11 protein-coding genes are annotated in these 15238 nt (G+C 58.2%); 7 read left to right on the forward strand and 4 right to left on the reverse strand.

The genetic code is table 11. The annotated features are described in order from the left end of the window. Window positions 1-24: 24 nt before the first annotated feature. Window positions 25-2133, reverse strand: a complete 2109-nt coding sequence (locus tag B5E43_RS02195; protein ID WP_087393263.1) for a glutamine synthetase III — start codon at window positions 2131-2133, stop codon at window positions 25-27. Window positions 2134-2509: 376 nt separating this feature from the next. On the opposite strand from B5E43_RS02195, the gene B5E43_RS02200 reads away from it, so the two are divergent. From B5E43_RS02200 to glmS, 5 genes are all read left to right on the forward strand, one after another. Continuing rightward, a complete protein-coding gene (locus tag B5E43_RS02200; RefSeq protein ID WP_087393198.1) occupies window positions 2510-3841 on the forward strand; it encodes a glutamine synthetase family protein in 1332 nt (443 codons plus the stop codon). Window positions 3842-3881: 40 nt separating this feature from the next. Continuing rightward, window positions 3882-4427, forward strand: a complete 546-nt coding sequence (locus B5E43_RS02205) for an ANTAR domain-containing protein (protein ID WP_087393200.1) — start codon at window positions 3882-3884, stop codon at window positions 4425-4427. 97 nt (window positions 4428-4524) lie between these two features. After that, on the forward strand, window positions 4525-5313 hold the full coding sequence (gene dapF, locus B5E43_RS02210; RefSeq protein WP_087393202.1) for a diaminopimelate epimerase: 789 nt from the start codon (window positions 4525-4527) through the stop codon (window positions 5311-5313). 98 nt (window positions 5314-5411) lie between these two features. Next, window positions 5412-6629 carry an LL-diaminopimelate aminotransferase gene (locus tag B5E43_RS02215; protein WP_087393204.1) on the forward strand — a complete coding sequence of 406 codons (1218 nt, stop codon included), beginning with the start codon at window positions 5412-5414 and terminating at the stop codon, window positions 6627-6629. Between the two features lie 432 nt (window positions 6630-7061). Continuing rightward, complete coding sequence (gene glmS, locus B5E43_RS02220; protein WP_087393206.1) at window positions 7062-8897, forward strand: glutamine--fructose-6-phosphate transaminase (isomerizing); 1836 nt, start codon at window positions 7062-7064, stop codon at window positions 8895-8897. Between the two features lie 63 nt (window positions 8898-8960). Here the strand turns inward: glmS and B5E43_RS02225 are convergent, their stop codons facing one another. From B5E43_RS02225 to B5E43_RS02235, 3 genes are all read right to left on the reverse strand, one after another. Beyond that, window positions 8961-9410 carry a hypothetical protein gene (locus B5E43_RS02225; RefSeq protein ID WP_087393208.1) on the reverse strand — a complete coding sequence of 150 codons (450 nt, stop codon included), beginning with the start codon at window positions 9408-9410 and terminating at the stop codon, window positions 8961-8963. 177 nt (window positions 9411-9587) lie between these two features. Continuing rightward, window positions 9588-9968 (reverse strand): DUF4363 family protein, encoded by a 381-nt coding sequence (locus B5E43_RS02230; protein ID WP_087393210.1) that lies wholly within the window; start codon window positions 9966-9968, stop codon window positions 9588-9590. 12 nt (window positions 9969-9980) lie between these two features. Next, the gene (locus B5E43_RS02235) at window positions 9981-10667 is read right to left on the reverse strand and encodes a DUF421 domain-containing protein (protein WP_242964671.1); all 687 of its coding nucleotides are present in this window, start codon (window positions 10665-10667) and stop codon (window positions 9981-9983) included. 229 nt (window positions 10668-10896) lie between these two features. On the opposite strand from B5E43_RS02235, the gene B5E43_RS02240 reads away from it, so the two are divergent. Continuing rightward, window positions 10897-11979: a carbamoyl phosphate synthase small subunit gene (locus B5E43_RS02240; protein WP_087393212.1), complete on the forward strand. Its 1083-nt coding sequence runs from the start codon at window positions 10897-10899 to the stop codon at window positions 11977-11979. Next, a complete protein-coding gene (carB, locus tag B5E43_RS02245; RefSeq protein WP_087393214.1) occupies window positions 11979-15188 on the forward strand; it encodes a carbamoyl-phosphate synthase large subunit in 3210 nt (1069 codons plus the stop codon). The genes B5E43_RS02240 and carB overlap by 1 nt, the downstream gene beginning before the upstream one ends. The last annotated feature ends 50 nt before the right edge of the window (window positions 15189-15238 follow it).

Genomic DNA, 15238 nt, shown 5'->3' on the forward strand with positions numbered 1-15238 from the left:
CTTTGTTGTTGGTGGGGAAAGAGATTATACCTCGAACATCAAATCGCCATAGGTGGGGACGGGCCAGATATCCTTGTCCACCAGCAGCTCCAGCTCATCCACCGGACGGCGCAGAGCAGCCATGGCGGGAACCAGACGGTCGTGGTAGGCGTGGGCCATTTCAGCCACATCCTCCATGGCGTCTACCTCAGGCAGAAGCACCTTCAGCTCCTCCAGCGCCTTGGAGGCGGAGGAGAGCAGAGCACTGCATTTCACCAACAGATCCTTTTGCACCGACAGGTCTGCGCCCACAGCAGCAGAGGAGATAGAGGTGATGGACTGTCCCAGCCGGGTGTTGAAGTGGATGGCAGCAGGGATGTAATGCTTGCCGGCCATGTGGATCATGGTCTGGGCTTCAATTTTCAGCACCTTGGCATAAGTCTCATACATGATCTCAGCCCGGGATTCCAGCTCCGACTTGGTGTAGATGCCAAACTGGGTAAACAGGGCTTCTGCCTTGTCGGTGGTGAGAGCGGGCACCGCATCCACCATGGAGGGCAGGTTGGGCAGCCCACGGCGGGCAGCCTCCTCGACCCATTCGTCGGAATATCCGTTGCCGTTAAAGACAATGCGCTGATGCTCGGACATCCAGTCGTGAATCAGCTGCGTGCAGGCGGCGTTGAAGTCGTCCGCCTTCTCCAAAATATCAGCAGCCTGGCTGAAGGCCTCAGCGACGATGGCGTTGAGGGTGACGTTGGCGTCTGCAATGGAGTCGGAGGAGCCCACCATGCGGAACTCGAACTTGTTGCCGGTGAAGGCGAAGGGAGAGGTGCGGTTGCGGTCGGTGGCGTCCTTCTTGATGACAGGGACAGTAGATACACCAAAGTCCAGGTTGTGGGAGGCCAGCAGCTTAATGGAGTCGGCGTTGGAGACGATCTGGTTTACCACGTCGTCCAGCTGGTCGCCCAGGAAGATGGAGATAATGGCGGGAGGCGCCTCCTGAGCGCCCAGACGGTGTTCATTGCCCACGCAGGAGGCCGAGCAGCGAAGCAGATCGGCGTGCTCGTCCACCGCCTTCATGATACAGGCCAGAACCAGCAAAAACTGCATGTTTTCGTTGGGGGTGTCGCCGGGGTCCAGCAGGTTTTCACCCACATCCGTACCAATGGACCAGTTGTTGTGCTTGCCGGAGCCGTTGACGCCGGCGTAGGGCTTTTCGTGGAGAAGGCATACCAGGCCGTGGCGGGTGGCCACCCGCTTCATGGTCTCCATGGTCAGCTGGTTCTGATCCACGGCCAGGTTGCACATGGTGTAGATGGGGGCCAGCTCATGCTGGGCGGGAGCCACCTCATTATGCTGGGTGGTGGCGGGGATGCCCAGCTTCCACAGCTCCTGATTCAGGTCGGACATAAATGCCCCAACTCGCTCCCGGATCACTCCGAAGTACTGGTCCTCCAGCTCCTGCCCCTTGGGGGCGGGGGCGCCGAACAGGGTGCGTCCGGTGTAGATGAGATCCCGGCGCTTGAGGTACTTCTCCCGGTCCACCAGGAAGTACTCCTGTTCCGGTCCCACATAGGCCAGCACCTTGGAGGCCTCCGTGTTGCCAAACAGCCGCAGAATGCGCATCGCCTGGGTGCTGACCGCCTCCATGGAGCGCAGCAGGGGGGTCTTTTTATCCAGGGCTTCTCCGTTGTAGGAGACGAAGATGGTGGGGATGCACAGGATGGTGCCGCAGGACATCTCCTTGACAAAGGCCGGAGAGGTCATATCCCAGGCGGTGTAGCCCCGGGCGTAGTGGGTGGAGCGAAGGCCGCCGGAGGGGAAGGAGGAGGCGTCAGGCTCTCCCATAATGAGCTGCTTTCCGGTCAGCTGGAGAAGGGTTGTGCTGTCCTGGGGAGGGGTAATAAAGGAGTCGTGCTTTTCAGCGGTAACTCCGGTCAGGGGCTGGAACCAGTGGGTGTAGTGGGTAGCTCCCTTTTCCACAGCCCAATCCTTCATGGCATTGGCCACAATATCAGCGGTGGCCATGCTGATGTTTCCGCCGTGATCCATAACGGAGACAACCTCGGCATATACCTTTTTGGGCAGGCGCTCCCGCATGACAGAGCGGCTAAATACATGGGTACCAAAAATTTCGGAAATCTGATCGCTCATTTTCATTCAACCCTTTCAACCATCGTATCTCTGGGGCTGGACAACAGAAAACGAGACAACAACGCCTTTTCCAGACGTCATTGTCTCGCATACCATCCATTGTCCTCAGTCAAGCATGCAGCCCGACTTGGATTTCTGCCTAATACGATACCCTAAGCCGGGGGTTTTTGCAAGAATAAATTCTGCCTAAAGTTATTTGAGAGAAACCGCAAAGAATGTGGAGATTCTCCACAAGGGGGGCGGCGAGACGGTGGCAAAACGGGGAAAAATCTTGACAGGCCGGAGCGAGGCGTGTAATACTGACCCTATAAGGCCGCCGGTGGAACAGACGCTGCGCGGCGAGAGCTTTACTATGGACAGGAAGGAGCCGCCCGCCATGAAATATACCAAGGAAGATATCATCCGCATGGTGCAGGAGGAGGAAATCGAATTTATCCGCATGCAGTTTGTGGATATTTTCGGACAGCTGAAAAATGTGGCCATTACCGCCTCGCAAATTGAAAAGGCGGTCAATAATCAAATTATGTTTGATGGCTCCTCCATCGAGGGCTTTACCCGGATCAACGAGTCGGACCAGTGCCTGTACCCGGACCTGAACAGCTTTGCTATTTTCCCCTGGCGTCCGGCCCAGGGAAAGGTGGCCCGGCTGATCTGCGATGTGTACAACCCGGACGGAACGCCCTTTGTGGGCGATCCCCGGGGCGTACTGCGGCGGGTTTTGAAGCGGTGCAACGATATGGGGTTTGACACCTTCAACATCGGGCCGGAGCTGGAGTTTTTCCTGTTTGAGACAGACGAACAGGGACGGGCTACCACCAATACCCGGGACGAGGCGGGCTATTTTGACCTGGGGCCCTTGGACCACGGTGAGTCCACCCGGCGCGAGGTGTGCATGAATTTGGAGGAGATGGGCTTTGAGATCGAGGCCAGCCACCATGAGTGCGCCGTGGGCCAGCATGAAATTGACTTCCGGTATGTGCAGGCTATGGAGGGCGCGGACAAGATCATGACCCTGAAGCTGGCAGTGAAAACGCTGGCACAAAAAAATGGCCTCCATGCCACCTTTATGCCAAAGCCCCTGTACGGGGTTGCCGGGTCGGGGATGCACCTGAATATGTCCCTGTTTAAAGACGGCAAAAATGTCTTCTACGACCCCAACGGTGATCGGCAGCTCTCCCAGACCGCTTACGCCTTTATTGCCGGACTGCTGGAGCACGCCAAAGGGTTTACGGCTCTGACCAATCCCCTGGTCAATTCCTATAAACGCCTGGGGGCCGGATATGAGGCCCCCTGCTACCGCTCCTGGTCGGCCTCTAACCGCTCCACCCTCATCCGCATCCCGGCTGTGCGGGGGCAGACCACCCGGGTAGAGCTGCGCAGTCCGGACCCCTCCTGCAACCCCTATCTGGCGGTGGCGGCCTGCCTGGCCGCCGGATTGGACGGAATTGCCCGGGGTCTTACGCCGCCTCCTGAGGTGGCGGACAACATCTATGATATGGATGAGATGGTGCGGGCTCAGCGCAATATTGACGCTCTGCCGGAGACCTTGAAGGACGCCCTGGAGGAGATGGAGCGGGACGAGCTGGTGATGGACGTGCTGGGAGAGCATGTGGCTCAGCACTACATCCGGGGCAAAATGAAGGAATGGAAGGAATACCAAAGCCGGGTTTCCAATTGGGAGCTGGACCGCTATTTGGTGGTTTACTGATGAAATGGGGAAACGATGAAAGGCCAAGGGGGGATGAAAATTGGATACCGTCATCGTTGCCTTTGAAAATCGAACCATGTGCCAGCGGTTCAGTGAGCTGTTGGAGAGCACCGGGACAGCCCACTGCCTGACTTGTCACTCCGGTGACCAGGTACGCAGGCTGCTGTCCCAGCGGCAGGCCTACTGCGTCATCTGCTCCCCACACCTCACCGACGGGCCTGCGGAGTGGCTGTACGAGGACCTGCCGGCGGTGTGTTCGCTGCTGCTGGTGGGGCCCCAGCATGTGCTGGACAGCTGCGGCAGCCGGGAAGTGTTTAAGCTGCCCACCCCCATTCGAAAGGAGGAGGCGGTATCCACGGTCCGCCTTCTGCTCCAGTTTGGCCATCGAATGGAGCGGTTTGTACGCCCCAAACGCAGTGGGGCTGAGCAAGAGCTAGTGGACCGGGCCAAACGGCTGCTGATGGAGCGGGAGGGATACTGTGAGGAGGATGCCCATCGGATGCTACAGAAGCAGAGTATGGATGCTGGATGCCGGATGTCCCAGACCGCACGTAAAATTTTAGAGTCGTACGGCGTGTCCAGCTAGGCATGGAGCCATCCCCTTAGGCATAGAATGAAACCGAGCGAAACGGGCGGCGCAAGCCGCTCGTTTGGTTTCAAGCTGGCCAAAGGGGGCGGTGATTGTGCACTTTACCAAAATGGAGGGAATCGGAAACGACTATATCTACCTCGATTGCCGGCAGACCCAGCCGGAGGATCTGCCGGGACTGGCGGTACGGCTGTCCCGGCGTCATTTTGGGGTGGGAGCGGACGGACTGATCTGTTTGAAAACCGGGCAGTCCGGGGATTTTGCCATGGAAATGTACAACGCAGACGGCTCCAGAGGGGCCATGTGCGGCAATGGCATTCGCTGCTTGGGGAAATACGTCTACGACCGGGGCTTGACCCGGAAGACCTGCCTGACCATCGAGACGGACTCTGGTCCCCGGGGGCTGGAGCTACAGGTCAGGGGGGGCGTGGTGGATCGGGTAACCGTGGATATGGGGCCGGCCCAATTGTTCCCTCCTGTGTCTCTACAGGTGGAAGGGAAGACCTATCAGGTGGAGCAGGTATGGGTGGGCAATCCCCACGGGGTCATTTTCTGTTCTGACCCGGAGCAAGTGGAGCTGGAACGGTTGGGACCGCAGCTGGAATACCATCCGGCGCTGCGGGAGCGTTCCAACATTGAATTTGCCGCCCCCTGGGAGGAAAGAGGGCTGCGGGTGCGGGTGTGGGAACGGGGCAGTGGGATCACCCTGGCCTGCGGCACGGGAGCGTGTGCCTGCTATGCGGCCGGACGCCGGGCGGGTCTGTGCCCGGAACGAGGGGAGATCGCCCTGCCGGGAGGCACGCTGGAGGTGGAGAGCCGAAATGGTCGGCTGTTCCTCACCGGCCCGGCGCGTACTGTCTTTGAGGGCGATGTGGAGACCTGAAGGAAATTTTAATTGACAACCTAACCTTCATAGGAGATAATAACAATCAATGATAACAGGCGATTTGAAGCTTTGTTACAAAGGAGCTGTACAAGAAAATGGTAAAGGTGAATGAAAACTATCTCAAGCTGCCTGGCAGCTATCTGTTTTCGGAAGTGGCCCGGCGGATTGCGGCCTATTCTCAGGCCAATCCCCAGGCTAAGATCATCAAGCTGTCCATCGGCGATGTGACCCGGCCCCTGGTCCCTGCGGTCATCCAGGCCATGCACGCCGCCGTAGAGGAGATGGGTACCTTTGAGGGCTTCCACGGCTACGGCCCGGAGCAGGGCTATCCCTTCCTGCGGGAGGCCATTGCCCAGCACGACTATGCCTCTCGTGGCGTGACGGTGAAGCCGGAGGAGGTCTTTGTCTCTGACGGCGCGAAGAGTGACTGCGGCAACATCGGGGACATCTTCGGTGTGGACAACGTGGTTGCGGTGTGTGACCCGGTCTATCCCGTCTATGTGGATACCAATGCCATGGCCGGCCGGGCTGGAGATTTCCAGGAGGAGTTGGGGAAGTGGAATAAGCTGATCTACATGCCCTGTGTGGAGTCCAACGGCTTTACCCCCGAGCCCCCCAAGGAGAGAGCGGACCTCATCTACCTGTGCTACCCCAATAACCCCACCGGCGCCATGGCCACTCGGGAGCAGCTGCAGGCTTGGGTGGACTACGCCAATGCCAACGGCTCGGTGATCCTGTATGACTCGGCCTATGAGGCCTTTATCACCGGCGAGGACATTCCACACACCATCTTTGAGATCGAGGGAGCCCGTACCTGCGCCATCGAGTTTAGATCCTACTCCAAGACAGCTGGCTTTACCGGCAACCGCTGCGCCTATACTGTGGTGCCCATGGAGCTGGAGCGGGGCGGAGTGAAGCTCAACAGCCTGTGGAACCGCCGCCAGTGCACCAAGTTCAATGGTGTGCCCTATGTCATCCAGCGGGGCGCCGCGGCCATCTATACTCCCGAGGGCAAGGAGCAGACCCGGCAGTCCATTGCCTATTACCAGAAGAATGCCCAGGTCATTCGGGAGGGCCTGACCTCCGCGGGTATGACCTGCTTTGGTGGAACCAATGCGCCCTACATCTGGCTGAAGACGCCCAAGGGCATGGGGTCCTGGGACTTCTTTGATCTGGTGCTGGATAAGGCCAACGTGGCCACTACCCCCGGCGCCGGCTTTGGCCCCAGTGGAGAGGGCTATGTCCGCCTGACCGCCTTCGGCGACGCGGATGCCACCCGGGAGGCCGTGGAGCGGGTAAAGGCCATCGTGTAAGGGAAAACCAGTTTTCAAGGACAAGAACAGCGGCGCTGCGGATTCCTCCGCGGCGCCCTTTCTTTTTGCAGCGGAAAAATTTCCCCTTTACTCCGGGAATGAAATCTTTTATAATGCACAGCATGGAACTGCCGCCTCTTATAACGCGGGCTTGCAGAAGGGGGCAGGAGTTCATCGCAGAAGGAAAGGAGGAGCTTTGGGCAGAAACCCAACATAAGCGCCAGTGCCCCGCCGGAAGGGCGGGGACGACGAGGTGGGGGAAGTATCGAAGGATTCGGCGGGTGTCCCCCCGTGCCGCTCCGGGTGCGTACACAGCCTAAAAATATGCGGGTGACCGCAAAACAAAGGGGCTGTGACCGGGGAACGAGGTGCAAATGGCTGCGAGTTTGTCCTCTGATCCATTTATCCAAAGATCAGGAGGAAATAAAAACTATGTGCGGAATTGTTGGCTATATCGGCAAAGAGCAGGTGGCTCCTATTTTACTGGATGGGCTGGCCCGTCTGGAGTACCGGGGCTATGACTCGGCAGGTGTGGCGGTCTATTCCCAGAAAAAGCAGGCCCTGTGTGTGCACAAGGCCAAGGGACGGCTCCAGGTGCTATCTGATATGCTCCGAGGCGGGGCTGCTGTGGACGGGACGGTAGGAATCGGCCATACCCGTTGGGCCACCCATGGAGCACCCAGCGACGTCAACTCCCATCCCCAGGTGAGCCAAAGCGGACGCATCGCTGTGGTTCACAACGGCATCATTGAAAATTATGCGGAGCTGAAGTCCTTTTTGATGTCTAAGGGGGTGGAGTTTACCTCCCAGACCGATACCGAGGTGGTGGCCCAGCTCATTGATTACTTTTATCAGGGCGATCTGCTGGAGGCGGTGGGCCGAGTGCTTCACCGGATCCAGGGGGCCTATGCGTTGGGCATCCTGTGTGCCGATGCGCCGGATCAGCTGATCGCCGTGCGCAAGGACAGCCCGCTGATTTTGGGTTATGGCGAGGGATGCAATTTCCTGGCCAGCGACGTCACCGCCATTATCAAATACACCCGGGATGTGGTGTATATGGAGGACGGGGAGCTGGCCGTGCTCACCCGGGAGGGAATCCAGTGCTACAACCACCTGATGCAGCCCATTGAGAAGGAGATCTCCCATGTGGACTGGGAGATCGACGCGGCGGAAAAGGGCGGCTATGAGCACTTTATGTTCAAGGAGATCATGGAGCAGCCGGAGGCCATGCGCCGGTGTATCTTCCCCCGTATCCGGGACGGAGAGGTATACCTGGAGGATTTTGGCCTGGATGAGAGCTATATCCGCTCCATGAGCAAGATCTACATTGTGGCCTGCGGGTCCAGCTACCATGTTGGCATGGTGGGGAAATACAATCTGGAGCGGCTGACCCGGAAGAATGTGGAGGTGTCCCTGGCCTCGGAATTTCGGTATATGGACCCCATTGTGGATGACCACACCCTGGTCATTGTAATCAGCCAGTCGGGAGAGACCCTGGACACCATGGCGGCTCTGCGGGAGGCCAAACGGTTGGGGGCCCGGATTTTGTCCATTGTGAACGTGGTGGGCAGCTCCATTGCTCGGGAGTCCGACGTAGTGCTCTACACCTGGGCCGGACCGGAGATCGCGGTAGCCACGACTAAGGCCTACTCCACGCAGATGGCGGTTTTAGACCTGCTGGGGCTGTGGTTTGCCCGGGTACTGGGTACGGTAGAGGAGAAGGAGTACCGTAGCGTATTGGAGGAGATGCTCCTGCTGCCTGGAAAGATGGAGACCATTCTTGCCAATAAAGACAACATCCAATACCTAGCCTCCCAGTATTTTAACCATGACAGCGTCTTCTTTATTGGCCGCAATGTGGACTACGCCCTGGGACTGGAGGGCTCCTTAAAGCTGAAGGAGATTTCCTATATCCACTCGGAGGCCTATGCCTCCGGGGAACTGAAGCACGGCACCATCAGTCTGATTGAGGACGGTACGCTGGTGGTGGCTCTGGGTACCTACAGCAAGCTGTTTGAAAAGGCCATGAGCAATGTGGTGGAGGTAAAGAGCCGGGGCGCAGATGTGCTGGCCCTGGCTACCGAAAGCCATGCCGAGGAGATGGGGAAGACGGCGGATGCCGTGATGACCATTCCGGACACCCACGACCTGCTGTTGCCCTCTCTGGGGGTGGTACCGTTGCAGCTGTTTGCCTACTATGTGGCCCTGATGCGGGGGTGCGATATCGACAAGCCCCGGAATTTGGCTAAAAGCGTGACCGTGGAATAAAAGAAAAACAGCCCCCGCTGTGGTAAGACAGCGGGGGCTGTATGTATTTGGGGAAGATGGAGTTTAGGGGTTGGGTTCACCCTTAAGCCATTCATCCTCATATTCTTTCTTCAGCCAATTCTCGTAGTTGGACTTGACTGTTTCCCAAACGGACATCCAGTCAATCTTGCTCATGTCCGTCTCATTCTGGAACAGCTCGGAATAGAAGGCGTGGGTGGAGTCCTCGCCCTCCACATAGTCCTCGTAAAAAGCGTCCATATAGGCGCCGAAGCGGGGGTCCTCCAGTTCCTGAGGGCCAAGCATCATGGCGTGCAGCTGTTCCTTGGTCCAGGGCTCGTCGTTGCCCAAATCATGAGGCATAACCTGGGCCCACTTGGTCAGACGCCCCAAATCGTGCAGGAAACGGTCCCGGCCCTCATCGCTGTTCAACATGGGGAGGACACTGCGCAGAAGGGTGTAAAAGGCGTCGTCCATTGCTTCCTTAATTTTCGGGCTAATCTTCTGTTGATCCATCGTTCATGCCTCCAATTCTGATCTGGGTTCCCTTTGGCAAGGGGAGATGTCTGTGAAATCCGGGCATCTCTATGCTTGTATTATAGCCTGCCTGGGGAGGCTCGTCAACTGGAAATTGTGTAATTTTTGAAATTTAAGGCGGAAAAACTTGCGAAAATTGGCAGATTGACAAAAATTTCACAATACATTGACTAAAGTGGCCTGTTCCATTTCAGACAGCAGTCGGATCTGGGCGATGAGATCAGCATTGGCCGCGGCGTACTGGTCCATCTCCTGGAGGGTCAAATACTGCAGGACACAGCGAAACCCTCTTAGGATCTGATCGGTGTCGGAGTGGCGCATGACCGTGTGGAGATAGAAATGGTGACTCTGCCAGTCCTGATAGACCTCCCGTGTAAGGTGGGCGGCCTGATCCCAGCAGCCCTGTTGGGCAAGCTGGTGAGAATGCTCCAAGCGGCGGGAGAGTCCTTCCGTGAGCGTTTGAGCGTACCAGGCATTGTAGAGGCTTCCTCCCAGCATGATCGCTAAGATGACAGCGGCAATGACGAAACGTTTCATGTTGGTTTCCTCCTAAGAAGGTCTGGACGACTCCTTTGGAATCAAATAGATTCCGCCAGAGGGGTCGGCCATGAGCAAAAAAACCCGGCTGAAACCGGAATAACCCTTTTGCTTCAAGTAGTCATTTAGCCAGGCACGGCTGTATCCCAGCAGAGCCAAATTGCGCTGCAGTAGCTGTCCGTCGCTGATAATGACCAGGGGCAGGCCAGGGTCCTGAGTGGACAGGTTCAGCTGCTGGACGGTGGGGGGCTTATGGGCGGCGTAGGGGAGAACGGAGATCTGGCCGTTGGTCTCCAGAATCGCGTATTTCACCGCGGTGAGATCGGTGTAGCCCTTGGTGCGCAGTTCCTCCAAAAGCTCGTCTACGGTCAGTCGGTTGCGGGCCATCTCCTTTTGATCCAGCTTGCCCTCTCGGATAATGATGCTGGGTCTTCCACACAGAAGGGCGCGGAAGCGCACGCTCTTCATGGTGAGTACCGACAGCATCATGGTCAGAGACAATAGGGTAATGATGGGGATAATCCCGGTCAGCAGTGGAATACCGAAGTCCTGCATGGGCACGGAGGCCAGATCTGCGATGATCAGGGAGAGGACCAGCTCAGAGGGCTCCAGTTCTCCCACCTGGCGTTTGCCCATCAGGCGAATGCCTACGATAATTAAAAGGTATAAAATGATGGTGCGTACCAATCCAGTGAACAAGTCGCTGCCCCCTCCATAATAGTTCCGGGACCCTTGGACCCCACACAGAGAGTGTTTCCAATATTCTGGAAGGATATCCAGCCAAATGAACAAAAGAGAGTGGGAAAAAAGATGGAAAAAAGGGGAACGGCATCTTGCAAAAGAGGAGGATTTTCGATACAATATCTTGAAACGGTTTGCGCAAGATAAAGGGCAACTGAGAACTGGAACGGAAGGCGTGTGAGAATTGATGAAAGCGACCTTGATTCTGGCCAACGGAAGCGTATTTTCCGGGACCAGCATCGGCAGCACCTCCGACCGGATCTGTGAGATGGTGTTCAACACCTCGATGACCGGCTACCAGGAGATCCTGACCGATCCTTCCTACGCGGGGCAGGGCATTGTCATGTCCTATCCCCTCATCGGGAACTATGGCATCAACAGCGAGGACAACGAGTCCAGCTGTCCCTGGGCCTCGGCCTTTGTGGTGCGGCACTTGTCCCCCCGGGGAAGCAATTTCCGCTGTGAGGGAACATTGGACGCCTATTTAAAACAGCATGATATCACTGGTATCGAGGGCGTGGACACCCGGGCCCTGACGAAGATACTCCGCAGTCAGGGGAGCATGAACGGCATGGTCACCTGTGCGGAGCATTTTAATGTGGCCCAGGCCCTGGAGAAGATTCGGGCCTACCGGGTGGAGGGCACTGTGGAGCTGGTGTCCCGGAAGGAGCCGGAGGACTGTCCTGCCTACGGGGAGGAGAAGTACCGGGTGGCCATGATGGACTACGGCGTGAAGCAGAACATGATCGAGTGCCTGCGCCGCCGCGGATGCCATGTCACCGTATTCCCCGCCCACACCCCCGCCCAGACCATTCTGGAGGGCGGCTTCGACGGTGTGATGCTGTCCAACGGTCCCGGCGACCCGGCGGACAACGTAGATATCATCCATGAGGTCCGCAAGCTGTATGACAGCAACATCCCCATGTTTGCCGTCTGCCTGGGCCATCAGATCATGGCCCTGGCCACCGGTGCAAAGACGGGCCGGCTGGACTACGGCCACCGTGGCGGCAACCACCCCGTGCGGGACATTGAGGCGGGACGGGTGTATATCACCAGCCAGAACCACGGCTATATGGTCCTGGCCGACAGTGTGGACCCCGCTGTGGCGGAGATCAGCCATGTAAACGTCAACGACGGAACGGTGGAAGGCCTGCGCTACAAGCGCCCCAACTGCTTTACCACCCAGTTCCACCCCGAGGCCAGCCCCGGTCCCCAGGACACGGAGTACCTCTTTGACCGCTTTATCGCTTCCATGGGAGGTGACCAGTAATGCCGAAAAATCCGGCTATTAAAAAGGTCCTGGTCCTGGGCTCCGGCCCCATTGTCATCGGCCAGGCCGCTGAGTTTGACTACGCCGGCACACAGGCCTGTCGTGCCCTGAAGGAAGAGGGCATTGAGGTGGTGCTGGTCAACTCCAACCCCGCCACCATTATGACGGACAAGGATATTGCCGACCACGTGTATATCGAGCCCCTGAACATCCCCTCGGTGACCCAGGTCATCGAGATGGAGCGGCCCGATTCCATCCTGCCCACCCTGGGCGGCCAGACCGGCCTGAACCTGGCTATGGCCCTCCATGAGAACGGAACCCTGGCCAAGTACGGGGTGAAGCTGCTGGGCACCTCTCCCGAGTCCATCCGTAAGGCGGAGGACCGCCAGGGCTTTAAGGACTGTATGGAGTCCATCGGCCAGCCCTGTGTCACCTCCAAGGTGGTGGAGGCGGTGGAGGACGCCGTGGCCTTTGCCGAGGAAATCGGCTACCCCGTTATTGTCCGCCCCGCTTACACCCTGGGCGGTACCGGCGGCGGTATTGCCTACGACGAGATGTCCCTGCGGGAGATCTCTGACCGAGGAATCAACCTCAGCCGTGTGGGCCAGGTGCTCATCGAGCGGTGTATCGCCGGCTGGAAGGAAATTGAGTTTGAGGTCATGCGTGACTCCGCCGGCAACGTGATCCAGGTCTGTTCCATGGAGAACATCGACCCCGTGGGCGTCCACACCGGCGACTCCATCGTGGTGGCCCCCACCCAGACTCTGGCCAATAAGGAGTACCAGATGCTCCGTACCGCCGCTCTAGACATCATCTCCGCCCTGGAGATTGAGGGCGGTTGTAACTGTCAGTTTGCCCTTAACCCTGACTCCTACGAGTATGCGGTCATCGAGGTCAATCCCCGTGTTTCCCGCTCCTCCGCTCTGGCCTCCAAGGCCACGGGCTATCCCATCGCCAAGGTGGCCGCCAAGATCGCCTTGGGCTATACCTTGGACGAGATTCCCAATGCCGTCACCGGCAAGACCACCGCTTGCTTTGAGCCCACCCTGGACTACTGCGTGTTGAAGATTCCCCGTCTGCCCTTCGATAAGTTCACCACTGCCAGCCGGACTCTGGGCACCCAGATGAAGGCCACCGGCGAAGTTATGGCCATCGCTAACTCCTTCGAGGGCGCTTTGATGAAGGCGATCCGCTCCCTGGAGCTGAATGTCCGGGCGCTGAAGCTGGACAAGCTGGAGGGCCTGTACACCGACGAGATCGAGGAGATGCTGGTCAACGTCACCGACGAGCGTCTGTTCGTGGTGGCCGAGGCGCTGCGGCGGGGCTTCTCTCCCCAGAAGATCAACCACATCACCAAGATGGATATCTGGTTCCTGGATGGCTTCAAGCGGATCATCGACATGGAGGAGGAGCTGAAGGCCTGCCGGGGCATCCCCGACGCCGACACCCTCAAGCGGGCCAAGGAGATGTGCTTTGCCGACAGCTACATCGGCACTCTGTGCGGCATGAAGCAGTCTGAGGTGAAGGCCCTGCGGGAGAAGTACGGCATCATCCCCTCCTTCAAGATGGTGGATACCTGCGCCGCCGAGTTTGACGCCGAGACCCCCTATTACTACTCCACCTACGACGGAGAGAATGAGGCGGTGGAGGCCGACTCCGGAAAGAAAAAGGTGCTGGTGCTGGGCTCCGGCCCCATCCGTATCGGCCAGGGCATTGAGTTTGACTACTGCTCCGTCCATTCTGTCTGGGCCCTGAAGCGCCTGGGCTGTGAGACCATCATCGTCAATAATAACCCCGAGACCGTCTCCACTGACTTCGATGTAGCGGACAAGCTCTATTTTGAGCCCCTCACCGCCGAGGACGTGCAGAATATTGTGGATCAGGAGAAGCCCTGGGGCGCTGTGGTCCAGTTCGGCGGTCAGACCGCCATTAAGCTGGCCAAGGCTCTCACCGACATGGGCGTCCAGATTCTGGGTACCTCCTCTGACGGCGTGGACGCCGCTGAGGACCGGGAGCGCTTTGACGAAATCCTGCAGAAGTGCGGTATTCCCCGCGCCAAGGGCCGTACTATCTTTACCACTGAGGAGGCCCTGGCGGCCGCCCACGAGCTGGGCTACCCCGTCCTGGTCCGTCCCTCTTACGTCCTGGGTGGCCAGGGCATGGAGATCGCTTACTCCGACCGGAACATTGAGGAGTTTATGCGCATCATTAACATGACCGTTCAGGAGCACCCCATCCTGGTGGATAAGTACCTCATGGGCCGGGAGCTGGAAGTGGACGGCGTGTTCGACGGAGAGGATATCCTTATCCCCGGCATTATGGAGCACGTGGAGCGGGCAGGCGTCCACTCCGGTGACTCCATCGCGGTCTACCCGCCCCTCCACCTGGAGCAGAAGCACCGGGATCTGATTCTCCAGCACACCCGGAACATGGCCAAGCACCTGGGTGTAATCGGCCTTATTAACGCCCAGTATATCCTCTATAACGACGATATCTACGTCATTGAGGTCAATCCCCGCTCCTCCCGTACCATTCCCTATATCTCCAAGGTCACCGGCGTGCCCATCATCGACCTGGCCACCAAGGTGATGCTGGGTCAGAAGCTGAAGGATCTGGAGTATGGTACCGGCATTTATAAGGAGGCCAACTACTATGCGGTGAAGGCCCCTGTGTTCTCATTTGAAAAGCTCACCGATGTGGATACCGGCCTTGGCCCGGAGATGAAGTCCACCGGCGAGGTGCTGGGTCTGGCCGAGACCTTCCCCCAGGCCCTGCTGAAGGCCTTCAAGGGCTCTGGCCTCCGTGCTCCCAAGAAGGGCGGCCGGATTATCATCACCGTTAAGGATGAGGACAAACGGGAGATCATCTCCATTGCCCGGGGCTTTGAGGAGATGGGCATTGAGCTCTATGCCACTTCGGGCACCTGCGACGTGCTCAATGAGGCGGGGATTGAGTGTAAGCGGGTCAACCGCGTGTCCCAGTCCCATCCCAACATCCTGGATATGATCGCCTCTGGTACGGTGGACCTGATCATCAATACCCCCACCCGGGGTCGCAAGCACGACTCTGACGGCTTCCGCATCCGCCGCTCCGCCGTGGAGCACGGGGTGGGCTGTGTCACTGCCATTGATACCGCACGGGCCCTGCTCACGGTCCGGCAGCAGAGCCGGAGCGAGGATTTGACCCCCATCGATATCACCAAGATCTAAAATCAAACGGTCACGGCCCCTTTCCGGGGGCCGTGACCGGATATTTAAAA

The organism is Flavonifractor sp. An100 (assembly GCF_002161175.1).
Lineage (GTDB): Bacteria > Bacillota > Clostridia > Oscillospirales > Oscillospiraceae > Lawsonibacter.

Excerpts from the sequence above, each read along its gene's own strand:
- B5E43_RS02195 (WP_087393263.1), bottom strand. The coding sequence starts at position 2,133 with ATGAGCGATCAGATTTCCGAAATTTTTGGTACCCATGTATTTAGCCGC.
- carB (WP_087393214.1), top strand. The coding sequence starts at position 11,979 with ATGCCGAAAAATCCGGCTATTAAAAAGGTCCTGGTCCTGGGCTCCGGC.
- B5E43_RS02215 (WP_087393204.1), top strand. The coding sequence starts at position 5,412 with ATGGTAAAGGTGAATGAAAACTATCTCAAGCTGCCTGGCAGCTATCTG.
- B5E43_RS02225 (WP_087393208.1), bottom strand. The coding sequence starts at position 9,410 with ATGGATCAACAGAAGATTAGCCCGAAAATTAAGGAAGCAATGGACGAC.
- B5E43_RS02200 (WP_087393198.1), top strand. The coding sequence starts at position 2,510 with ATGAAATATACCAAGGAAGATATCATCCGCATGGTGCAGGAGGAGGAA.
- B5E43_RS02230 (WP_087393210.1), bottom strand. The coding sequence starts at position 9,968 with ATGAAACGTTTCGTCATTGCCGCTGTCATCTTAGCGATCATGCTGGGA.
- B5E43_RS02240 (WP_087393212.1), top strand. The coding sequence starts at position 10,897 with ATGAAAGCGACCTTGATTCTGGCCAACGGAAGCGTATTTTCCGGGACC.
- glmS (WP_087393206.1), top strand. The coding sequence starts at position 7,062 with ATGTGCGGAATTGTTGGCTATATCGGCAAAGAGCAGGTGGCTCCTATT.